The organism is Stenotrophomonas maltophilia group sp. RNC7 (assembly GCF_030910085.1).
In the GTDB taxonomy this organism is placed as follows: domain Bacteria; phylum Pseudomonadota; class Gammaproteobacteria; order Xanthomonadales; family Xanthomonadaceae; genus Stenotrophomonas; species Stenotrophomonas sepilia.
This window is the reverse complement of record NZ_JAVFVN010000667.1, coordinates 1-20216: the sequence shown is the minus strand read 5'-3', so window position 1 is coordinate 20216 and position 20216 is coordinate 1. Positions and strand designations below refer to the sequence as shown.

Annotated in this window: 21 protein-coding genes and 2 pseudogenes; 10 read left to right on the top strand and 13 right to left on the bottom strand. The window is 68.1% G+C overall.

From position 1 onward, the window contains the following. Positions 1-3 precede the first annotated feature (3 nt). Entirely contained in the window at positions 4-732 is a 729-nt protein-coding gene (gene arsH / locus RCF13_RS13745; protein ID WP_134968524.1) for an arsenical resistance protein ArsH, read from the bottom strand. Positions 733-749: 17 nt separating this feature from the next. Between arsH and RCF13_RS13740 the strand changes: the two genes are divergently transcribed. From RCF13_RS13740 to RCF13_RS13720, 5 genes and pseudogenes are all read left to right on the top strand, one after another. Then, on the top strand, positions 750-1079 hold the full coding sequence (locus RCF13_RS13740) for a metalloregulator ArsR/SmtB family transcription factor (protein ID WP_134968525.1): 330 nt from the start codon (positions 750-752) through the stop codon (positions 1077-1079). Further along, positions 1039-1500 (top strand): annotated as a pseudogene (gene arsN2 / locus RCF13_RS13735) (arsenic resistance N-acetyltransferase ArsN2); the annotation flags it as partial. The gene RCF13_RS13740 and the pseudogene arsN2, both read left to right, overlap by 41 nt. 36 nt (positions 1501-1536) lie before the next feature. After that, the gene (locus RCF13_RS13730; RefSeq protein ID WP_231352772.1) at positions 1537-2040 is read left to right on the top strand and encodes an arsenate reductase ArsC; all 504 of its coding nucleotides are present in this window, start codon (positions 1537-1539) and stop codon (positions 2038-2040) included. A gap of 13 nt (positions 2041-2053) precedes the next feature. Then, positions 2054-3085, top strand: coding sequence for an ACR3 family arsenite efflux transporter (arsB, locus tag RCF13_RS13725; protein ID WP_134968527.1), 1032 nt, complete (start codon positions 2054-2056; stop codon positions 3083-3085). Positions 3086-3572: 487 nt separating this feature from the next. Next, complete coding sequence (locus tag RCF13_RS13720) at positions 3573-3947, top strand: hypothetical protein (RefSeq protein ID WP_061479364.1); 375 nt, start codon at positions 3573-3575, stop codon at positions 3945-3947. Positions 3948-3960: 13 nt separating this feature from the next. Here the strand turns inward: RCF13_RS13720 and RCF13_RS13715 are convergent, their stop codons facing one another. Then, a complete protein-coding gene (locus RCF13_RS13715; RefSeq protein ID WP_134968528.1) occupies positions 3961-4635 on the bottom strand; it encodes an Ivy family c-type lysozyme inhibitor in 675 nt (224 codons plus the stop codon). Positions 4636-4694: 59 nt separating this feature from the next. Between RCF13_RS13715 and RCF13_RS13710 the strand changes: the two are divergent. Then, positions 4695-4981, top strand: a pseudogene (locus tag RCF13_RS13710) (DUF4440 domain-containing protein); the annotation flags it as partial. A gap of 142 nt (positions 4982-5123) precedes the next feature. Here RCF13_RS13710 and RCF13_RS13705 read toward each other — a convergent pair. The 5 genes from RCF13_RS13705 to RCF13_RS13685 form a co-directional block, all read right to left on the bottom strand. Next, positions 5124-6149, bottom strand: a complete 1026-nt coding sequence (locus RCF13_RS13705; RefSeq protein WP_061479367.1) for an NAD(P)H-dependent glycerol-3-phosphate dehydrogenase — start codon at positions 6147-6149, stop codon at positions 5124-5126. A 20-nt stretch (positions 6150-6169) separates the two neighbouring features. Further along, positions 6170-6688 (bottom strand): protein-export chaperone SecB, encoded by a 519-nt coding sequence (gene secB, locus RCF13_RS13700; protein ID WP_005407596.1) that lies wholly within the window; start codon positions 6686-6688, stop codon positions 6170-6172. Positions 6689-6788: 100 nt separating this feature from the next. Then, positions 6789-7226 (bottom strand): rhodanese-like domain-containing protein, encoded by a 438-nt coding sequence (locus RCF13_RS13695; protein WP_134968529.1) that lies wholly within the window; start codon positions 7224-7226, stop codon positions 6789-6791. Between the two features lie 57 nt (positions 7227-7283). Beyond that, positions 7284-7709, bottom strand: coding sequence for a hypothetical protein (locus tag RCF13_RS13690; protein WP_061479368.1), 426 nt, complete (start codon positions 7707-7709; stop codon positions 7284-7286). A gap of 32 nt (positions 7710-7741) precedes the next feature. Next, on the bottom strand, positions 7742-8209 hold the full coding sequence (locus RCF13_RS13685; protein WP_061479369.1) for a YiiD C-terminal domain-containing protein: 468 nt from the start codon (positions 8207-8209) through the stop codon (positions 7742-7744). Between the two features lie 35 nt (positions 8210-8244). Here RCF13_RS13685 and RCF13_RS13680 point away from each other — a divergent pair, with 35 nt between their 5' ends. From RCF13_RS13680 to RCF13_RS13670, 3 genes are all read left to right on the top strand, one after another. Continuing rightward, complete coding sequence (locus RCF13_RS13680; RefSeq protein ID WP_231352441.1) at positions 8245-9054, top strand: uroporphyrinogen-III synthase; 810 nt, start codon at positions 8245-8247, stop codon at positions 9052-9054. A gap of 105 nt (positions 9055-9159) precedes the next feature. Then, positions 9160-10137, top strand: a complete 978-nt coding sequence (locus RCF13_RS13675; RefSeq protein WP_134969523.1) for a uroporphyrinogen-III C-methyltransferase — start codon at positions 9160-9162, stop codon at positions 10135-10137. A gap of 6 nt (positions 10138-10143) precedes the next feature. Beyond that, positions 10144-11439, top strand: coding sequence for a heme biosynthesis HemY N-terminal domain-containing protein (locus RCF13_RS13670; RefSeq protein ID WP_231352436.1), 1296 nt, complete (start codon positions 10144-10146; stop codon positions 11437-11439). A 121-nt stretch (positions 11440-11560) separates the two neighbouring features. Here RCF13_RS13670 and RCF13_RS13665 read toward each other — a convergent pair whose 3' ends face one another. Next, on the bottom strand, positions 11561-12856 hold the full coding sequence (locus RCF13_RS13665; RefSeq protein ID WP_152908679.1) for an acetyl-CoA C-acetyltransferase: 1296 nt from the start codon (positions 12854-12856) through the stop codon (positions 11561-11563). 93 nt (positions 12857-12949) lie between these two features. On the opposite strand from RCF13_RS13665, the gene RCF13_RS13660 reads away from it, so the two are divergent. Then, positions 12950-13837 carry a hypothetical protein gene (locus tag RCF13_RS13660; protein WP_134969467.1) on the top strand — a complete coding sequence of 296 codons (888 nt, stop codon included), beginning with the start codon at positions 12950-12952 and terminating at the stop codon, positions 13835-13837. A gap of 198 nt (positions 13838-14035) precedes the next feature. Here RCF13_RS13660 and RCF13_RS13655 read toward each other — a convergent pair whose 3' ends face one another. The 5 genes from RCF13_RS13655 to RCF13_RS13635 all read right to left on the bottom strand — a co-directional run bounded on the left by RCF13_RS13655 (position 14036) and on the right by RCF13_RS13635 (position 20077). Beyond that, complete coding sequence (locus RCF13_RS13655; RefSeq protein ID WP_053497798.1) at positions 14036-14662, bottom strand: superoxide dismutase family protein; 627 nt, start codon at positions 14660-14662, stop codon at positions 14036-14038. Between the two features lie 32 nt (positions 14663-14694). Further along, positions 14695-15264 (bottom strand): superoxide dismutase family protein, encoded by a 570-nt coding sequence (locus tag RCF13_RS13650; protein WP_049439225.1) that lies wholly within the window; start codon positions 15262-15264, stop codon positions 14695-14697. Between the two features lie 93 nt (positions 15265-15357). Beyond that, positions 15358-16806: a nitrogen regulation protein NR(I) gene (gene ntrC, locus RCF13_RS13645; protein ID WP_134969483.1), complete on the bottom strand. Its 1449-nt coding sequence runs from the start codon at positions 16804-16806 to the stop codon at positions 15358-15360. Next, on the bottom strand, positions 16799-17860 hold the full coding sequence (locus RCF13_RS13640) for an ATP-binding protein (RefSeq protein WP_061479397.1): 1062 nt from the start codon (positions 17858-17860) through the stop codon (positions 16799-16801). The genes ntrC and RCF13_RS13640 overlap by 8 nt, the downstream gene beginning before the upstream one ends. A 171-nt stretch (positions 17861-18031) precedes the next feature. Next, a complete protein-coding gene (locus RCF13_RS13635) occupies positions 18032-20077 on the bottom strand; it encodes a TonB-dependent receptor (RefSeq protein WP_134968129.1) in 2046 nt (681 codons plus the stop codon). Positions 20078-20216: the final 139 nt, after the last annotated feature.

Sequence of the window (20216 nt, the reverse complement as noted above, 5' to 3'; positions counted from 1 at the left end):
GGATCAGGAAGCCGTAGCCCCTGCAGCCCGCGCCAATGCCGCGGCGTGCGCGTCGCCCTTCCGCTCGCTGTAGCGGTCCACCAGGTAGTCCGACCGGCCCCGCGTCAGCAGCGTGAACTTCACCAGTTCCTCCATCACGTCCACCACCCGGTCGTAGTACGGCGAGGGTTTCATCCGGCCGTCGTCATCGAATTCCTGCCAGGCCTTGGCCACCGACGACTGGTTGGGGATGGTCAGCATGCGCATCCAGCGGCCGAGCACGCGCAACGTGTTGACGGTGTTGAACGACTGCGAGCCGCCGCTCACCTGCATCACCGCCAGCGTCCTGCCCTGCGTCGGCCGCACGCTGCCATCTTCCAGCGGCAACCAGTCGATCTGGTTCTTGAACACGCCGGTGACCGTGCCATGCCGCTCGGGGCTGACCCAGACCTGCCCTTCCGACCACTGTGACCATTCGCGCAGTCGCTGCACTTCGGGGTGATTCCTGTCCACGCTGTCCAGCATCGGCAGCGCATGCGGATCGAACACCCGGGTTTCGCACCCCAGGTGGCGCAGCAGCCGCTCGGCTTCCAGCGCCAGCTTGCGGCTGAACGACTGGGGCCGCAGCGAGCCGTAGAGCAGGAGAATGCGTGGCGGCCCCAGATCTGCCGCGGCGAGCTGATGATGATTGGGCTGGGGCAATGACGATTCCGCCAGGTTGGGCAGGTCCAGGCTTGTGATTGGCTTATTCATTCGATTATTCTAGAAATATGGAAACGTCGAATGCAATCGCTGCCCTGACCGCCCTCGGCCATGCCACCCGCCTGGCTGCCTTCCGCCTGCTGGTGGAGGCGGGCCCGGCAGGGCGTATGGCGGGCGACATCGCCACGGCCCTGCAGGTGCCTCCCGCCACGCTCAGCTTCCACCTGAAAGAGCTGGTGCAGGCCGGGCTGGTGGAGAGCGAAAGCCAAGGCCGCCACGTCTGCTACCGCGCCAACTTCGATGCGATGAACGGCTTGATCCAGTACCTGACGCACAACTGCTGCGCGGGCTCCCCGGATGAGCGGTGCGCGGTCACCGAACCGGCATGCAGGTGCTGAGATGAAACCCGATCCGGTGATTCGTGCAGGCACGCGCGACGACCTGTGCTCCATCCGTGACCTTCTGCAGCAGGCGCAGTTGCCCGTGGCCGATCTGGAAAGCAGCGAGGTGGCGTTTCTCGTCGCAGACCTCGACGGCATTCCCGTGGGTGCCGTTGGATTGCAGATCTTCGGCGCGTCGGCCCTGCTTCGCTCCCTGGTGGTGTCCGATGACCGACGCAATACCGGCCTTGGGCGCGCGTTGCTGTCAGCGGCCGAGGACATGGCCCGCCGCATGCAGGTCAGGGAACTGGTGCTGCTGACAACGTCGGCAGGCCCGTGGTTCGCGCGGCACGGCTATGCCGGATGCGATCGCGCGCAGATAGTGGAGGCGATCCGCAGCTCTGCCGAGTTCACTAGTCTCTGCCCGGCCAGCGCGCTGTGCATGTCCAAGCCACTCCCTGACCACGGAAGCCACATGACCCGCAATGTCCTGTTCCTCTGCACCGGCAACAGCGCCCGCAGCGTGCTCGCCGAAGCCACCCTGCGCGCCTGGGGTGGTGATCGCTTCACCGCGTTCAGCGCCGGCAGCCACCCTGCCGGCCAGGTCAATCCATTCGCGCTGGCCCAGTTGCAGGCCGAAGGAATGCCCATTGACGGGCTGCGCAGCAAATCATGGGACGAATTCGTGGATGCAGCCCCGATGGACCTGGTCATCACCGTGTGTGACGCGGCCGCTGCCGAAGCCTGCCCTGTGGTGTTCGGTGACTTCATCCGCAGCCACTGGGGCCTGCCTGATCCGGCCGCCGTGGCAGGCAGCGATGCCGACAAGGCCGCAGCCTTCGCACTGGCCCATGCCATCGTGAAAACGCGCCTGCGTGCGCTGCTCGCACTGCCCGAATCGGTGTGGTCTGAACGCGAAGCGCTGCAGCACGCGCTGGACCGGATCGGCCAGCTGCTGCCGACCGACGGCGCGCAGTGACGGTGCCACTGCCATGAGCCTGTTCGAGCGACACCTGACGCTGTGGGTTGTGCTGTGCATTGCGATGGGCACGCTGCTGGGCCACGTCCTGCCCGATGCCTTCGCGGTGCTGGCCTCCGCCGAAGTGGCCAAAGTCAACCTGCCGGTTGCGGTGCTGATCTGGCTGATGATCATCCCGATGCTGCTGAAGGTTGACTTCACTGCGATGCGCCAGTTGCAGCAGCACTGGAAGGGCATCGGCGTGACGCTGTTCATCAACTGGGCCGTGAAGCCGTTCTCGATGGCGCTGCTGGGCTGGCTGTTCCTGCGCCATGCCTTCGCGGACTGGCTGCCCGCAGCACAGATCGACAGCTACATCGCCGGTTTGATCCTGCTGGCGGCCGCGCCCTGCACCGCCATGGTGTTCGTGTGGAGCAACCTGTGCCGCGGTGATGCCAACTTCACCCTGAGCCAGGTGGCCTTGAACGACGCGATCATGGTGGTTGCCTACGCGCCGGTGGTTGCACTGCTGCTGGGCCTGTCGGCGATCAGCGTGCCGTGGGACACCCTTCTGTTGTCGGTTGGCCTCTACATCGTGGTGCCCGTGCTGGTGGCCGCGTTGCTGCGGCGCTGGATCCTTTCGCGTGGCGGCGAGGCGAGGCTGCAGCGTGCGCTTCGACGGCTGGGCCCGCTGTCACTGTCCGCCCTGCTGCTGACGCTGGTGCTGCTGTTCGGGTTCCAGGGCCAGCAGATCGTGAAGCAACCGCTGGTGATCGCGCTGATTGCGGTGCCGATCCTGATCCAGGTCTATTTCACTTCGGGCCTGGCCTACCTTCTGAACCGCCGTCTGGGCGTGGCGCATTGCGTGGCCGGCCCGTCAGCGCTGATTGGCGCCAGCAACTTCTTCGAACTGGCGGTGGCGACTGCGGTGGGACTGTTCGGCGTGCATTCGGGTGCTGCGCTGGCGACGGTGGTGGGTGTGCTGATCGAGGTGCCGGTCATGCTGTCCGTGGTGCGGATCGTGAACCGTACTCAGGCTTGGTACGAAGGACCCGAAGAGCGCTGACAACCAGAGTGGGGCGAGTTCGATCTACGTTCTTCGCTCCGCACTGTCGTCATCGGCTTGGTGGGGTACCCATATCCCTGTCATCAAGTTCGAACCATGTCGCATATTCCCCATGCTGCTACGGACGTTGCGGCACCTGCGTCAGCGACGGCTTAGCAGGATGCAAGAATGCTGAAAGCGTCTTCGATCAAACGCTGTTTGCAACTCGTCTGATTGGCGTTGCGCAGCGACAGCGGTACAGATGGCGGGCCACCGGAAAATCGGTGGCCGGGCCTCGAAAACCCGTTAGATCACGAACGTTGTTTGCGCTTGCCAGCCGGCGTCACCCCGCGTGGCGCCGGCTGGCATTCCGTCTGCCGGCTATGGCGGGCGGAGCGTGGAGGCCTTGCGCCTGCCGGTCTTGTTCGTGATCTCCCGGTTTTCGAGCCACGTCTCCGCCCGCCACCTTCGCGTGGCGGCTACCGTCTGTCCTGCACGGAGCACTGCCATGACCTCACCGGACTTCCCCCGCCTGCATCCGCATCGCTCGTCCGCCACTGGCGGTGAGCCCTCAGAGCACGCGGCTGCGACCGACCCGAACGCCTTCATCGCCACGCTTCACCGCATCGGCAAAGGCGCGGCCGCCGATGGCCAACCTTGGCCGGAGCGTCACCAGATGCCGGGCCGTTGCATGGCGCTGGGCGATGCGGACTGTGCACTGGCCGGCCAACGCGTGACGTTGGAGCTGCTGCTGGCGGCCGAGCGCGTGCGCCAGAACGGCACGGAGGCCGAGTACGTGGGCGACCGGGTGATGGAAGGGCTGATCATGGCGTGCCTGACGATGAACGCACAGGCCAGCGCGCGCATGCAGCCGGACGGGTGACGCCGGCGCCACATCACTCGCAGAGCGCGCTGTCTTCCTTCAACGCGGCATCCTGCAGTGGCTGGCGCTGTTCGATCTGCTCACGCTGTTCCGCCGTCGGCTCGCCCAGCCACCACACACGGCAGCGCGCGGTAAGACGGCCGACCATCTTCGCCTGCGTGGGTGAGTACAGCATCGCCAACGCGGTGCCGGGGCAGTCGTGGGCCTGGCAGGCGGTGTAGAACCACCACGGCTCGCCCTGCAGCACCAGCAGCTCGCCAGGGCCGCTGGGTCCGCTCAACAGGCGTTGGCGCAGCGACGGCATATCCTTGTCAGTGGATTCGGCGTCCTGCGTGTCCTTCATCAGCGCATCGAACGCGGCCAGCACCTTCGGGTCCTTGCGGCCGCAGTCGTCCACGGTACTGCCGCCGACCAGGGTGAAGAAGTGGGTCGCCAGCGGATTGTCCGCGCAGGTCAGTTCGCCGCCGGCGCCCGGGTCTTCCGGTTCGCCCTCGCTGTCCCACACCGCGGGGGCCACGCCGTCTTCGGCGGACGGTTCCTCCTCGACCACCGTCGCCGCGGCGGCCGGCGCTTCGGCGGTCGGCGCTGGCGCCACAGCAGGTGCAGTCTCGCCAGTCTTTTCCGGTGCCTGTCCGCAGGCTGCCAGCAGCGCGGCCATCATCGCCATCCCTGTGATTCGCATCTTCATCGCGTGTCCTTGTCTGATCTGCGCTGCGTCCGCCGAATCGACGGCCGCGTGATTCTAATGCGCTGTTCGCCGAAGATGGCTTTGTGCTGCAGAGCAACCAGCTGCCGATGCGCGGCCGCAGCGCGATCGAGGCCGCGTATGCCGGCCGGGATGGCAGTCCGTTGCGGCTGCGTGCGTTGCCGTATTCGATGGAGGGCAGCACGGCTACATCATTGGTGCGTACAGCTACGGCAGCAACGTGAGGGATACCGGCAAGTTCACGCTCATGCTGAAGCGCGAGGGGGATGGGCCGTGGTTGATTTTATCGGACATGGACAACAGCAACGCACGGCCGCGCGCGCGGTGATGAATGCCGCCGGGCATGGCCCGGCGCTACCGGGCGCCAACCAAGGTTGGCCGCTACCAGAAGCGGGGTCCGTCGTAGATCCACGCCATTCGTGGATGGGGCGCGCACAAAAAACCCCGGCACCTGGCCGGGGTTTTTCGATTCACTTGAACAGCGTGTCCGGATACTCCGGTTTCTGTTCCCGCGCCAGCAGTGCGCGCAGGCCTTCTTCCGGGGTCTGCTCGCCATGCAGCACGGCACGCACACCGTCGGAGATCGGCAGGTCGATGCCATGACGGCGCGCCTGTCGCATCACTTCGTCGGCAGTCTGCACCGACTCGACCACCTGGCCGATCTCGCGCACGGCATCCTGCAGCGTCTGGCCGCGGCCCAGGGCCAGGCCCAGGCGGCGGTTGCGCGACAGGTCGCCGGTGCAGGTCAGCACCAGATCGCCCAGGCCGGCCAGGCCCATCAGCGTTTCCGGCTTGGCGCCGATCGCAGCGGCCAGGCGCAGCATTTCGTTCAGACCACGGGTGATCAGGCCGGCACGGGCGTTGAGGCCCAGCTGCATGCCATCGGCCACGCCGGTGGCCACGGCCAGCACGTTCTTCATCGCGCCGCCCAGCTCGGCACCGACCATGTCGTCGCCGGTGTAGGCGCGGAACGCCGGGCCATGCATCGCCTCGGCCACCGTCTGCGCGAACTCGGGTACGTCGCCGTGCACGGTGATCGCGGTCGGCAGGCCCTGGGTGACTTCCTTGGCGAACGACGGCCCGGTGACGACGGCCAGCGGCACATCCTCACCCAGCACTTCGCGCGCCACTTCATGCAGGAAACGGCCCGAACCGGGTTCGAAGCCCTTGGTGGCCCAGGCCACGCCGGCACCGGGCGGTCGCAGCGGCGCCAGCGCACGCACGGTCTCGCCAAACGCGTGCGACGGCGTCACCACCAGGATCCAGGCCGCGCCCTGCACCGCCGACGCCAAGTCGGTGGTGGCACGCAGGCTGTCCGGCAGCGGGATGCCCGGCAGGTAACGCGGGTTCTCGTGGCGCTGGTCGATGGCCTCGACCACGGCAGCATCGCGCCCCCACAGCACGGTCGGGTGACCGTGCCGTGCGAGCAGGCTGGCCAGCGCGGTTCCCCAGGAACCGGCGCCGAGCACGGCGATCTTGTCAGCGGGAGTGCTCATCCGTGACGTCGCGGCAGGAATCAGGCGTTGCCGGCCGGCTCGGAGTCAGCCAGCGACGGTGCGTCGCCCTGCTCCTGGCGCTGGCGCAGGGTTTCTGCGTACAGGCCTTCGAAGTTGATCGGCTGCAGGAAGAACGGCGGGAAGCCGCCGGCCTGGATCAGATCGCTGATCAGCTGGCGCACGTAGGGGAACAGGATGTTCGGGCACTGGGTGCCGAGCAGCACGTCGATCGACTGCGGGTCCAGGCCGACCAGGCCGAACACGCCGGCCTGCTTCACTTCGGCCACGTAGGCGGTGCGCTCACCGGCCTGGCAGGTCAGGGTCACGGCCAGCACGACTTCGAAGGCGTTCTCACCCAGGCGCTGCACCTGCTGGTTCAGGTTCAGCTGCAGCTCCGGCTGCACCTGGTCATTGAAGATGGTCGGCGCGTTCGGCGACTCGAAGGAGACGTCCTTGACGTAGATCTTCTCGACGGTGAAAGCGGGGCCGGTAGCGGCATCGACCGGCGCAGCGGCGCCGTTGGTGATCTCTTCGGACATTTCCAGTAACTCCAGGTGAATGCAATGAAAACGATGGTCGAATTACTGCGATGGGGGCGGGACCCGGCCCATACAAGGCCGGATCCGCCACCTGCGACAATCAGTTGCGGCCCTTGACCAGCGGCAGTTCGGCCTGCTGCCAGGCAGGAATGCCGCCGTCGAGCACGTAGACCTTTTCGAAGCCGGCCTTCTTCAGCGCCTTGGCGGCGGTTTCCGAGGCGTTGCCGCTGCGGCACACCAGCACCACCGGCGACTGCTTGGTATTGGCCACCAGCTTGTTTTCCGGGCCGAAGGCACTGGCCTGGGCATTGCGGCTGCCGGCAATGTGGCCCTTCTCGAAGTCACCGCTGGCCGACAGGTCGACCACCACCGTGCCGCCCGCGTTGATCAGCTGGGTCAGTTCGGCGGGCTTGATGCCCTTGAAGCCCCGGAACAGGCGGCGGATCTCGGTGACGATGATGGCCACGGTCAGGCCGACCAGGGCCGCGGACAGCATCGGGTTTCGGCCTGCAAAGGCCAGCAACTCTTCGTAATTCACTCAGGTCACGGGTCGATTAAGCGGGCGCCGATTGTCGCACAAGCCGGACGCGGCCCGTCACTGCCCCTTCCACAGGTCCGGCAGGCCGGCGGTCTGCCACCAGCGCTTGGCCTCCGGGTCCCAGCGCCAGCGCTCGACCACGACCACGGTGCGCTCGGCCTGGGTGTTCTGGTTGATCACCCCGATTTCCACCCGGCGCTCGACCAGGCCACCGTCCAGCGAGGCGCTGCTGCGCTCGCGATAGGACGACACGCGCAGCTGCGCGTAACGGTTGAGCTCGAACTCGGTCGGCGGCTTTTCCTTGCGCAGCTTGGGGTCGAGGTAGCCGATGGCATCGTCCATGCTGCCCCAGCGGATGGTCGCCCCGTAGGCGATCTGGGTCTCTTCCAGCAGCTTGCGCTGCTTGCGGCTGAGGTCGTCGGCCGAGGCCACGGCACTGGCCAGCAGCAGGGAATACATCAGGAACTGGATGAGGCGGCGCATCGGTGGTTTCCCCAGAACGTCAGCCTGCCATCCTACCCTTTGGCGAAGGCAACAAAGCGACCGCTGAACTCGGCGGCGGGCCTGCCATCGGCGCCGGGCTGGGTGGCGATGATGCTGATGCGGGCCTTGCGGCGCTGCCGGAAGGTATTCAGGAAGGCGTCCCAGCCGGTGGCTTCGGCCGCTTCGGCGTGGGCATGCAGGTCCTCATAGACCGGCGCCAGGTAGCGCAGGTTGCTGTCGGCCACATAGACCTCGGCATCGTGGCCGGCCAGGCGCAGGCGCAGGCTGACCAGGGCCCAGCCGGACAGGGTCAGCACCGAGGCCAGGCTGCCGCCGAAGGCGTTGCCCTTGTCGTTGACGTTGGCCGCCAGCGGCGCGGTGATGCGCAGCACGCCATCGGCATAGCCGTCGAGCTGGATCTGCATGGCGCGCACCGCCGGCATGCAGTCCAGCACGTCCTGCAGGGCGGCCAACGAGGAAGTCAGGGCATCAACGGACATCGGAGCAGCGACCACGACAACGAAGGGCCCGCATAATGCAGGCAATGGTCGACCATACGATACCCACTGGCGCCACCCGTTCCGGCCCACGCTGGACCCTGATCTCGCTGCGCCCGCGGGGCCAGAACGTGGCGCTGCGCCGCGCCGTTGCCGGGCTGGGCGGGAATGTCCTGGCCCTGGCGCCCTGGCGCCTGCAGCGCCTGCATGGCACGGCTGTGGTGCGCCAGCTGCAACGCGCGCTGAACTGCGATCGGGTGGTGTTCACCAGCCCGGCCGCCGTTGCCGCAGCCGCGTCCCTGCTGCCGCTGGCCGACGTGCAGCGCAGCCCGTGGCTGACCGTGGGCGAAGGCACTGCGCGCGCATTGCGGGCACACGGCATCACCGAGGTGCACGCGCCGCAGCGGATGGACAGCGAGGGGCTGCTGGCGATGCCGGTGCTGGCCGACGTACGCGGCCTGCGCATCGGACTGGTGACCGCGCCCGGCGGGCGTGGCCTGATTGCCGCGCAGCTGCAGGCGGCGGGCGCCACGATCGAACGTGCCGACGTCTACCAGCGTCGCCTGCTGCGACTGCCCCCGCGAACGCTGGCGCGATTGGCGCATTCAGCACAGCCGTGGGTACTGGCCGTGAGCAGTGGCGAAGCGCTGCAGCATTTCTGGCAACAGCTTTCGCCGGCCGGGCAGCAGCGCCTGCGGGCGTCTGCCCGCGTGGTGGTTGCCAGTGACCGCCTCGGCGAACAGGCGCAGGCGCTCGGCCTGCAGCGCATCACACGCAGCGCCGGCCCCACCGCTGCGCAGCTGGTGGCGGCCGCACACGCCACGCTCACCGTCCCGGCAGCGACCTGAACAGGGACGTGGATCACGCTTGCCGCTGTCGTCGGCAACGGTGATGCTGTGCACAACGCAGCCTGCCGGCACCCCGACCGGCGACGTTGCCGACAAGGAAGCCCGATGAACGATACTCCGCCCGCACCTCCACCCCATCGACCCGTGCGCTGGCTGCTGCCGCTGGCCGCCGTGGTCGTGCTCGGCGCGGGCGGTTATGCCGGCTGGTACGTCTGGCAGCAGCAACAGCGCGAACAGCAGGCGCAGGCACAGACCACGGCCGTACAGCTGAAGGGCCTGGAGGCCACGCTGGATGCGCTGCGCCGTGACCAGCGCGCGACCAGCCAACGCCTGCAGGATGCGGCGACCACCAACCGCGTGCTGCGCGACGAGATGCTGGGACTCTCACAGCGCAGCGCGCTGCTGGAAGAGAACGTGGCCAAGCTGGCCGACAGTGCCAACCAGGGCCGCCAAGCGGTGCAGCGCGATGAGGCCGAGCTGTTGCTGACCCAGGCTGCTCAGCGCCTGAACTACGCCGACGACGTGGACGGCGCACGCCGCCTGTATGCACAGGCCGCCACCGCGCTGGCCGATCTGCCCGATGCCGACGGCCTGAACCTGCGCCAGGCGCTGGTGCAGGAGCGCGAGGCACTGGATGCGCTCGGCAGCGGCCCGCGCGTGCAGTCGCTGCAGCGCCTGGATGCTGTGGCCCGGGCGCTGCAGGGCCTGCCCTCGCAGATCACCGGTACGACCGGCAGCAGCACCGCCAAGCCCTGGTGGCAGGCCACGCTGGCACCGTTCGTGGACATCACCCCGAGCCGCCAGAACGGCCCACTGACTGCCGCCGAAAAGCGCAACGCCGACGATGCGCTGCAGCTGGAACTGACCTTGGCGCGCGCCGCGATCGAGCGCGGCGACCGCGCGGGCCGCAACACCGCATTGGACCGCGTGGAGCAGTGGGCACAGCGGCGCTGGCCGGATTCACCGGCCCTGCGCGCGCAACGTGCTGAACTGAAGGCCTTGCGCGAACTGCCGCTGCAGGCCAACGACGCTGTCCTTGGCAGCACCCTGCAACAACTGCGCACCCAGACCGACCGGAGGTAAGCCCGCATGAAACCCCTGCAATCCCTGGTCGTGCTGTTGCTGGCCGTGGCCATCGGCGTGGTCGCCGCGCAATGGCTCGGCGCCGATGACCTGAACCGCTTCGGCGAAGTGACCCTGCGCTACGGCGGCTACGACTATCACAGCAACCTGCCGAAGGTAGCGCTGCTGGCGGTGATCACGGTGCTGGTGCTGTGGCTGCTGTGGAGCCTGATCGCTGCACCGTTCCGTGCCTGGGGCCGCTACCGCCGCAAGCAGGGCCGGGTGCGCCTGATCGACGGCCTGCAGGCCTACGAGCATGGCCAGTGGCAGCGTGCGGAGAAGCTGCTGGACGGCGCCGCCAAAGACCCGGAAGTGAGCGCGGTGGCACTGGCCACCGCCGTGCGCAGCGCGCAGGCACGGGCCGACGGCCCCGCCGGAGAGGCGCTGCTGCAGCGCCTGGGTGAAAGCGACGCCACCCTGCAGGCGCTGCTGCGCGCCGAACAGCTGCTGGCGCGCGATCTGCCGGTCGATGCGATCAATGCGCTGGACGTAGCGGCGATCCAGCCGCTGCCGCCGCGCGGCCTGTGGCTGCGCACCGAAGCACTGGCACAGGCCGGCCGCGCCCACGAGGCGTATGGCCAGCTGGGTGCACTGCGCCAGAGCAAGGTGCTGCCGGCCGACGCGAACAGCGAACTGGAAGCACGCCTGGCCGCACAGGCGCTGCTGGAAGCGGCCGACGTCAACGCGCTGGCCGCGCAGTGGGAAGCCACGCCGAAGGCGCTGCGCCCCACCCCGGACGTGGTCGGCGCGTATGCCAGCCGCGCGGTGGCCCTGAACTGGGACGAGCCGGCGCTGCTGGCGCTGGAACAGGCCCTGGACCATCGCTGGGACGACGAACTGGTGGCGCTGTATGGCCGCCTGCCGGCCGAGCGCCTGGCCACCCGCCAGGCCAATCTGGCGCGCTGGCGCAACGTGCATGACGGCTCGGCCGCGCTGCGCCTGGCACAGGGCCGCGTGGCCCTGGGCCAGCAGCAATGGGATGCCGCCGATGCGTTCCTGCACGAGGCCATCGCCGCGGGCGCCGGTGCACCGGCGTGGGAAGCGCTGGGTGAAGTGTTCGCGCAACGTGGCGAACACGCGCTGGCCGCGCAGTGCCTGGCCAATGCGCTGCGCCTGCAGCGCGGCGAGGACAGCGTGGAACTGGTGCGTGGCACCGAGACGCCGCTGCGCACCACGGTGGAGGAGCAGCCCATCGTTGCACAGCCGCCGGTGTATGACGCCAACGAAGAGCGCGACGAGTTCGGCAACCCGCGGTTGCCGTAAGCATGGCTGAGGTGTGCCGACCAACGGTCGGCACCCACCGGAGCAACCAACGAAAACGCCGCCCATTGGGCGGCGTTTTCGTACCAGCGCTGCCGGCCAGCGGCCGGCACTACCGTGATGCTCAGCGTTCGACGATCGCCACCACGCCCATGCCGCCGGCGGTGCAGATCGACACCAGTGCGCGGCCACCGCCGCGTTCGGCCAGCTGCTTGGCTGCCGTGGCGATCACGCGTGCGCCGGTAGCGGCGAACGGGTGGCCGGTGGCCAGCGACGAGCCCAGCAGGTTGATCTTGTCCGGGTCGATGCGGCCCAGCGGCGCGTCCAGGCCCAGGCGGTTGCGGCAGTAATCCTCGCTCTCCCACGCACGCAGGGTGCACAACACCTGCGCGGCAAAGGCTTCGTGGATCTCGTAGATGTCGAAGTCCTGCAGGGTCAGGCCGTTGCGCTTGAGCATCTCCGGCACCGCGATGGTCGGTGCCATCAGCAGGCCTTCGCCATGCACGAAGTCCACTGCCGCCACGTGTGCGTCACGCAGGTAGGCCTGCGGCTCATGGCCATGCGCGCGCGCCCACTCTTCGCTGGCCAGCAGTACCGCAGCGGCACCGTCGGTCAGCGGGGTGGAGTTGGCGGCGGTGAGCGTGCCACGCCCGGAAACCTTGTCGAAGGCCGGCTTCAGCGTCGCCAGCTTTTCCAGCGAGGTATCCGGGCGCAGGATGTTGTCGCGCTCGACGCCACGGAACGGTGCGATCAGGTCGTTGAAGAAGCCACGCTCGTAGGCCGCGGCCAGCTTCTTGTGCGACGACACCGCCCACTCATCCTGCGAGTCGCGCGAGATGTTCCACTCCTTCGCCATGTCCTCGCAGTGGTCGCCCATGCTCTTGCCGGTGCGCGGCTCGGCCACGCCCGGGAACTCGGGCTTGAGCTCGGAGAACTTGAAACCGGAGGTGAGCGCACGGATCTTGTCGCCGGTGCTCTTGGCGCGGTTGGCCGCCAGCAGGCGCGCACGCAGTTTCTTGCCGTAGACGATCGGCACGTCGGAGGTGGTGTCCGAACCACCGCCGATGCCCGATTCGATCTGGCCCAGTGCGATCTTGTTGGCCACGGTGATGATGCTGTCCAGCGAGGTGCCGCAGGCACGCTGCAGGGTGATGCCCGGGGTCAGCGGCGACAGGCCGGAAGACAGCGTCGCTTCGCGGCCCAGGTTCCAGTCGCTGGAATGCTTGATCACCGCGCCCATCGCCACTTCACCCAGTTGCTGACCATGCAGGCCGAACCGTTCGACCAGCGCGCCCAGCGTACGGACCGACATGCCGAGGTTGCCGACATCCGAATACGCGGTGTTCTGGCGGCAGAACGGAATGCGGACGCCACCGAGGATGGCGACGGGACGAGCGTTGGGCATGGAGATACCTGGCATGGATGAGGGTGTCTGCAACATGGCCTGCACGACGGAGCAGGCATAATGGAGCCAAGTGTAGCTGCCGCCCTGTGATGGGCCAACCGTGGAACCATGAGCAAACCCGACCCCGCGATGAATGCCCTTGGCGTGCTGGCCCTGGAACTGGCCGGCGGTGAAATCCCCCGCCAGGCGGTACTCAGCGCCGAACAGGCCGGTGAACTGGCCGATCGCGTCGGCCGCGACCTGTCCAAGCTGGTGCCGCAGGTGGCCGAGCTGGACCTGGTGTTCGCCGCCGCCCATTTCGACCCGGCCGAGGTGCTGCGCCCGGGCTGGCCGATCCATCGCCGCCTGGAAGAACTGCAGATGCGCGCCCCGGGCCGCAACCAGGGCCCGCGCCTGCTGGCCTTTGGTACCGATGCCGAGGGTGACGTGCCACTGCCGTTCCAGGCCGATGCCACGCTGGTGGGCGGTGGCCTGCGCGTGGTGCCGTTCCTGCTGACCGGCAGCGATGTGGCCACCACCAACGCGGTCGCCGATGCGCTGGAAGAAACACTGCTGGCCAACGGCATGGCGCATGCCGACACCGCGTTGATGGCACAGAACAGCTTCGGTGCCCGCATCGAACACGCGCGCTATTTCACCGTGAACGACCTGGCCGCGATGATGTCGATGCAGTACGACAACCAGGGCCTGGCCGCACTGTGGCCGCTGATCGAGACCGCGATCATGGCGCCGGGCGAGGACGAGTGGCTCAATGCCGCGCCCGAGCCGCTGCTGCGCTATACGCATGGCGAAGCACGCATGGCGCTGTTCGACCCGGCCGGTTGGTGCGCGCACTACAGCCACAGCAAGAACGATTGCGACCGCCTGAAGGGCATCTACGAGCAGTTCCTGATGCGCCAGCGACAGATGGCTGCGGTGCTGGAAGCACATGGCGTGCCGGTACTGTTCGTGCACTGCGAGGCCGGGCAGGACGCGCGCGAGCTGCTGGCGCGCTGATCTGCGGATCCGCACCGCCGGGCATGGCCCGGCGCTACCGTGCAATTGCGTTTCGCCGGGGCGCGACCGCCGTGCGTATTGCTGTAGCGCCGAGCCCATGCTCGGCTCAGGCCGCCGGAAGAGCAGCCGAGCGCGGGCTCGGCTCTACAGAAAGCGATGCAAAGAAAAACGCCGGCTTGCGCCGGCGTTCTTTGTTTCTTACGGGGCCTTCTGGATCACCGCACAGGCCAGGCGCGCGCCGGCGTTGCCGGTCGGCTGGGTCTTGTAGTCGTCCGCATCGGCGTGGACGATCAGGCCGCGGCCGATGATGTCGAAATCATCACCCTTGCCGATGTTGACGTTGCTCGACACCGGGCCGTCGATGGTGGCCACGCCCTTGTCGTCGGCCTTGATGTTGGGCATGTCGCCGCCGTGGTGCGGATCGGTGGCGACGTTGCCGTGATCCTGCTTGCCCGGGTTGAAGTGACCGCCGGCGCTCATGCCGTCCGGCGCGCTGCAGTCGCCCTTCTCGTGGATGTGGAAGCCATGTTCGCTGCCCGGCTTCAGGCCGGTGATCTGGCCGGTCACGTGGACCTTGCCATCAACCACCTTGAAGGTGACGCTGCCTTTGGTCTCGTTGCCCTGGGTCGGTGCCAGTTCGGCCGTTGCCGAAGCATCGCCCGTCGGTGCAGCCGCCGGTGCCGGGGCTGCAGCCGGCTCGGTGGTGGCGCCGTCAGCCGGCGCGGCCGGCGGGGTTTCAGTCTGCGGCGCGGCGGGCTGCTGGTTGCAGGCCGCCAGGCCCAGCGCGGCGATGGCCGCAAACAGCGAAGTGTGGATCAGACGCATTGGAATCTCTCCCTCGATGATGCCTGCAGTGATCAGCGGACGACCCGGATCACGCCACAGGCGATGCGGACGCCGGCATTGCCGGCGGGCTGGCTGCGATAGTCGTCGGCGTTGGCATGCACGACCAGTGCACGTCCGGCGATATCGGTGGCGGCGCCTCCGCCAAGGGTAACCCCCTTGAGGTGGATATCGACGTTGGCGCGGCCCTGGGCATCGGCACGCAGATTGTCCATGTCGCCCAGGTGGTGCTTGCCGGTACCGGCGCGGCCATGCGCAGCACCACCGGGATTGAAGTGATTGCCGGCACTGCTGGCATCCACTGCACTGCAGTCGCCGCGCTCATGGATGTGGAAGCCCGCCTGCTGCATCGGCTGCAGGCCACCGACCAGGCCGGTGATGTGGATGCCACCAGGCTCCACCATCAGTGCGATGCGGCCACTGACGATGCTGGCCGAGGCCGGCGCGAGATTGGCCTCGCCCTGCTTCGCAGCACTGACCACGGTCGGCGGTGGCGGCGTGGGTTCGGCCTTCTTCGGCGCACTGCCACAGGCAGACAGCAGCACGGCGGCGGACAACGGCAGGATGGCAAAGGACAGACGCATCGAAGACTCCTTGCAGGTGACACTAAGCATTGCATCGTCCATGAACGATCAACGGTTCGGCAAGCGGGCGCGAGGATCGCGTGCAGGGACCGTTCAATGGCCCCCGCGGCGGCGTCCGGCGCCCAGCTTGCGGGTAAGGGTATTGCGGCCAAGGCCCAGGCGGGCCGCGGCTTCGGCACGGCGGCCGTGGGTGATCTGCAGAGCGGCCTCCAGCAGGGCATGGTCGACCCGCTCGCGCACCTGCGCGTGCAGCCCTTCCACACCTTCGGCCAGCTGACGGCGTGCCCATTCGGCCAGCAGCGCTTCCCACTGCCCCGGATCGGCGATGGTGGTGCTGCTGCGACGACCGCGCGTACGGTTGAGCGCGGTATCGACGTCGGCCACGCCGATGGTGTCAGCGGCGGCCAGCGCGGCCATCCGCCAGCACACGTTTTCCAGTTCGCGCACGTTGCCCGGCCAGTCGTGTTCGCGCAGCGCCTGCAGCGCCGCGGCGGTGAGGCGCTTCGGTGGCGTGTCCAGCCTGCGTGCGGCGGCGGCCAGGAAGGTGCTGGCCAGCTGTGCGATGTCCTCGCGGCGCTCGCGCAGCGGCGGCAGCTGCAGGCGCACCACGTCCAGGCGATGCAGAAGGTCGGCACGGAACTTCCCCTGCGCGACCAGCCCTTCCAGGTCCTGGTGGGTGGCGGCCACCACGCGCACATCGACGCGGATCAGTTCGCGGCCACCGACGCGGAAGAACTCGCCCTGCGCCAGCACGCGCAGCAACCGGGTCTGCAACGGCAGCGGCATGTCGCCGATCTCGTCAAGGAACAGCGTGCCACCGTTGGCCTGCTCGAAGCGGCCGATATGGCGGCGCTGCGCACCGGTGAAGGCACCGGCCTCGTGGCCGAACAACTCGCTTTCCAGCAGCTCGGATGGGATTGCAGCGGTATTGAGCGCGACGAACGGACCCTGCGCGCGCGGCGATTCGCGATGCAACGCATTGGCCACCAGCTCCTTGCCGGTGCCGGTCTCGCCGGTGATCAGCACCGCCAGCGGTGCCTGCGCCAGGCGTCCAATGGCGCGGAACAGCGCGCGCATCGGCGGCGTATCACCCACCAGTTGCGGCGGCTGGTCGCTGGGCGCTTCGGTGGCGGGGCTGGGAGCGGCCAGCGCGGGCGCCACCGCCGGCAGTACCCGCTGCGCCAATGCCACCGCATCGTCCAGGTCGAACGGCTTGGACAGGAATTCATGCGCGCCGCCGCGGAACGCACCGGCCGTGCTGGCCACATCGGTATAGGCCGACATCACGACCACCGGCAGCTGCGGCAACGCGGCCTTGAGCTTGTCCAGCAGCACCAGGCCATCGTCGCCGGGCATGCGCACATCGGTGAACAGCAGCGCCGGCGGCGCGCCTTCGCCCAGGGCCTGCAGGGCAGCCGCAGCGCTGTCGAAATCGACAACCTGGTAGCCCGCCTCGCGCAGCGCGGTGCACAGCACGAAGCGCACGGCACGATCGTCATCGACCACCCAGATGCGCTGCGCGGTGGTGGGGAACTCAGACATCGCGCGGGGCCTCCTCGGCCGGGGCGGCGCCGTTGCCGATCGGCAACAGCAGGGTGAACACGGTATGGCCCGGGCGCGAGCGGTAGGTGAGCGTGCCGCGATGCTCGCGCGCCACCTGCTGGGCCAGCGCCAGGCCCAGCCCGGTGCCTTCGGCGCGGCCACTCACCAAGGGCAGGAACAGGTGTTCGGCCAGTTCCTCCGGCACGCCACGGCCGTCGTCGGCGATCTCCAGGCGCAACGCCAGCGTGTGCAGCTGCTCAGCGATGCGCACGCCATGCTCCACGCGGGTGCGCAGGGTGATGCCGCCGGCACCGGCCTGGATCGCGTTGCGCACCAGGTTCCACACCGCCTGGGTGAGGCGGTCGGCATCGCCATGGAATTCGGGAATGCTGGGGTCGTAGTCACGCTGCAGGCGTACCGCCCAGCCGGCCTCGTTCTCGGCCAGGCGCAGCACGCGCTCGAGCGCGGCATGGATGTTCAGTTCGGCGTGCGGTGCGGCCGGGGCCGGCGACAGCAGCTGGTCGAGCAGGCCGTTGAGGCGCTCGATCTCCGAGCCGATCAGCTCGATCAGCTCGCGTTCGCTGGCCTCGCGCTGGGCCGCGCGGCGGGCCAGCAGCTGGGCCGCACCCTTCAACCCGGCCAGCGGGTTGCGCAGCTCGTGGGCCAAGCCCTTCAGCGCCGCGCTGAGCGCGCTGGGCAGGGCCTGGGTCGGGTCCAGCCCGGGGAATTCATCGACCGGATGCGCCTCCAGCAGCCAGCCACCATCGTCGCGGCGACTCATCCAGCCCTCGGCGAAGCGCGGCGCTTCGCCGGGCACCGCCAGCGCCAGCCGGTTCAGGCGCAGGCTGTCGCGCTCATCGCGGGCAAGGAAATGGGCCAGTGCCTCACCCTGCACTTCCAGTGCGGCCAATGGCTGGCCCAGCAGGCGGCGCCCGCTGACGCCCAGCCAGCGCCCGAAGGCCGGATTGCAGCCGATGATGCGGCCATCGGCCCCGGCCCAGGCCAGCGGCGTGCCCAGGGCATCGAGGGACGGCGGGGGAGAGGGGTCGGACATTGCACCAATGTAGTGCAAAACGCGGGGTTCGGGGTCAGAGCCCTTTCCTCGCGGAAAGGGATCTGACCGCATGCGCTGCGGGGTCCGGGGTCGGATCCCTTTCCGCCTGGAAAGGGCTCTGACCCCTGCCGCAGGTCGAGCAAGCTCGACCACGACCACATGCGTGGCCGGTTACAGCTTCATGTTGAGGCCGACGAACACGCTGCGGCCCGGGGCCGGCGAGAACATCGGGCGTGCGCTGTCCCAGAAAAAGCTGTCGTACCAGGCGTAGGCGTACTCGCGGCCGGTCACGTTCTTCAGCTGCAGGTCCACGCTGAAACGCGGGGTGAGTTGGTAGGCCGCGCTGAGGTCGAGCACGGCGAAGCCTCCGAACTTGCCGGCCACGTTGCGCTCTTCCAGGTAGTAATCGCCCTGTGCACGCGCCTGCAGGCCCAGCCGCAGCGCATCCGTGGCGCGGTAGTCCACGCCCAGATTGCTGATGTGGCGCGGGGTGGCGGCCACTTCCCGGCCCTGCAGGGAAATGCTGGCATCGCGGTCGTCGCGGGTGATCTTCGCTTCCTGGTAGGCGTGCGACGCCCATACCGTCCAGTCGTCGCCCAGCTGCAGGCTCAACTGCGCATCCACCCCGCGCCGGCGGGTCTTGCCCAGGGTGACCGTGGTGCCGGTGGCCGGCATGTTGGACACCTCGTTTTCCGCGTCCTGCTGCCACACCGCCAGGCGTGCCTGGCTGCCGGCAAACGGCTGGAATTTCAGGCCCAGCTCCATGCCGGTGTTGGTGGACGGCTGCAGGGGCGCCTGCCCCGGGGTGAGGTAGGCCGGTGCGGTGGAGCCGGTCAGCACCTGGAAGGTGCGGCCCCAGTTCGCGTAGACATGGGTGGTCTGGCCCAGGCTGTGGATGACGCTCAGCTTGGGCTGGCCGATGCTGCCGTAGTCCTGCAGGCGGCCGCTGACGCCGTTCATCAGGTGGGTGCGGCCACTGAAGCGATCGATACGATAGGCCGGCACGATCTTCCAGGCCTGGACGGGCTGGTAGACGGCCTGCACGTAGGCGCCCCAGTTGTCGAAGCTGTGGCGATCGTTGTTCTGCACCCGCGCTGGCGGCTGGCTGAAATCAGTGGGTTCGGCGTAGGCGTAGCGCTCGCGGAGGTAGCCGTTGTCCTGCTGCTCGTAGTTCAGGCCACCTTCGACGGTGAGCGTGGGGCTGGCCTGCCAGGTGAGCGTGCTGAGCAGGCCATGCTGCCGCTCGTCCCACACGCGGCGCTGGCGCGGCAGGTTGCCGGTGGGCAGGTTGCTGAAGGTCACGCGGCGGTCGTCTTCGTAGCGGTTGTAGTACAGCCGCGTGCCAAGGGTGAGTGCGTCGGACAGTTTCATGTCCAGGTGCGCGGCAAGCTGGCGCATGTCGCGGTCATCACCATCGTTGCCGTTGCGCAGGTCGCTGCCACGGCGGTGCGTGCGCAGCTCGTCGGCGGTCATGAAGCCGGGTTCGTCGGCTTCGTGGTGGTACGCACGGGCGGTCAGGCCCACGCGCAGGCCGTCGTCCAGCGAGCCGTAGAACCACTTGCCGCCCAGCGAATATTTCTTCGAGGTGTCGTGGTCGCGGTAGCCGTCGCTGGCCTGGGTGCCGACGAAATAGTTCTGCGCGAAGCCATTGCCTTCACGGCCGACTGCCAGCTGCGCATCGCGGGTGTTATAGCTGCCGTAGGCCAGGCGCGCATCGGTGTAGCTGCCACCCTGGCGCGTACCGAAGTTCACGTTGCCGCCGATGTTGTGCAGGCCGTAGCGCGGGTCGTTGGTACCGCGCACCACTTCGATGTAGCTGATGTCCAGCGGGAACAGCATGTCGATGAAGCGCTGGTTGCCGCTGTTGACGTTGCTGGGGATGCCATCGATCAGCGTCTTGATGGCATTGAGGTAGCCCTCACCGTTGAAGGCGCGGAAGCTGACCTTGCCCGATTCGGCGCCCTGCCGGGTTTCGGTGAGCTGGATGCCGGGCATCTGCCCGAGCAGTTCCCAGCTGTGCGAGACGTTGCGGTTTTCGATCTGGTCTGCACCCAGGACGTCCACCGAGGTCAGTACCTGATGCGCACTGAGCTGGCCTTCGCCGTGCTGGTGCACCTGCACCTTGCCGAGAGTGAGCGCGGCGTCGGCGGACTGTGCGAAAGCTTCAGGAGCAAACGGTGCGGCGGCGAGGGCGGCCACCAGGGTGGGAGTCTTCATGGGAAGGGACGGCTACGATAAAATGTAATTATATAACATTTCACATGTAGCCGTTGTAGAGTCGAGGGCCCCCCCCCCCCTGCGGGGGAAAACCCGAAACCGGGGGGGCGGCAAACAAAAAACCGGTGGGGAGGGGGGC

Excerpts from the sequence above, each read along its gene's own strand:
- arsH (WP_134968524.1), bottom strand. The coding sequence starts at position 732 with ATGAATAAGCCAATCACAAGCCTGGACCTGCCCAACCTGGCGGAATCG.
- RCF13_RS13740 (WP_134968525.1), top strand. The coding sequence starts at position 750 with ATGGAAACGTCGAATGCAATCGCTGCCCTGACCGCCCTCGGCCATGCC.
- RCF13_RS13730 (WP_231352772.1), top strand. The coding sequence starts at position 1,537 with ATGACCCGCAATGTCCTGTTCCTCTGCACCGGCAACAGCGCCCGCAGC.
- arsB (WP_134968527.1), top strand. The coding sequence starts at position 2,054 with ATGAGCCTGTTCGAGCGACACCTGACGCTGTGGGTTGTGCTGTGCATT.
- RCF13_RS13720 (WP_061479364.1), top strand. The coding sequence starts at position 3,573 with ATGACCTCACCGGACTTCCCCCGCCTGCATCCGCATCGCTCGTCCGCC.
- RCF13_RS13715 (WP_134968528.1), bottom strand. The coding sequence starts at position 4,635 with ATGAAGATGCGAATCACAGGGATGGCGATGATGGCCGCGCTGCTGGCA.
- RCF13_RS13705 (WP_061479367.1), bottom strand. The coding sequence starts at position 6,149 with ATGAGCACTCCCGCTGACAAGATCGCCGTGCTCGGCGCCGGTTCCTGG.
- secB (WP_005407596.1), bottom strand. The coding sequence starts at position 6,688 with ATGTCCGAAGAGATCACCAACGGCGCCGCTGCGCCGGTCGATGCCGCT.
- RCF13_RS13690 (WP_061479368.1), bottom strand. The coding sequence starts at position 7,709 with ATGCGCCGCCTCATCCAGTTCCTGATGTATTCCCTGCTGCTGGCCAGT.
- RCF13_RS13685 (WP_061479369.1), bottom strand. The coding sequence starts at position 8,209 with ATGTCCGTTGATGCCCTGACTTCCTCGTTGGCCGCCCTGCAGGACGTG.
- RCF13_RS13680 (WP_231352441.1), top strand. The coding sequence starts at position 8,245 with ATGCAGGCAATGGTCGACCATACGATACCCACTGGCGCCACCCGTTCC.
- RCF13_RS13675 (WP_134969523.1), top strand. The coding sequence starts at position 9,160 with ATGAACGATACTCCGCCCGCACCTCCACCCCATCGACCCGTGCGCTGG.
- RCF13_RS13670 (WP_231352436.1), top strand. The coding sequence starts at position 10,144 with ATGAAACCCCTGCAATCCCTGGTCGTGCTGTTGCTGGCCGTGGCCATC.
- RCF13_RS13665 (WP_152908679.1), bottom strand. The coding sequence starts at position 12,856 with ATGCCAGGTATCTCCATGCCCAACGCTCGTCCCGTCGCCATCCTCGGT.
- RCF13_RS13660 (WP_134969467.1), top strand. The coding sequence starts at position 12,950 with ATGAGCAAACCCGACCCCGCGATGAATGCCCTTGGCGTGCTGGCCCTG.
- RCF13_RS13655 (WP_053497798.1), bottom strand. The coding sequence starts at position 14,662 with ATGCGTCTGATCCACACTTCGCTGTTTGCGGCCATCGCCGCGCTGGGC.
- RCF13_RS13650 (WP_049439225.1), bottom strand. The coding sequence starts at position 15,264 with ATGCGTCTGTCCTTTGCCATCCTGCCGTTGTCCGCCGCCGTGCTGCTG.
- ntrC (WP_134969483.1), bottom strand. The coding sequence starts at position 16,806 with ATGTCTGAGTTCCCCACCACCGCGCAGCGCATCTGGGTGGTCGATGAC.
- RCF13_RS13640 (WP_061479397.1), bottom strand. The coding sequence starts at position 17,860 with ATGTCCGACCCCTCTCCCCCGCCGTCCCTCGATGCCCTGGGCACGCCG.
- RCF13_RS13635 (WP_134968129.1), bottom strand. The coding sequence starts at position 20,077 with ATGAAGACTCCCACCCTGGTGGCCGCCCTCGCCGCCGCACCGTTTGCT.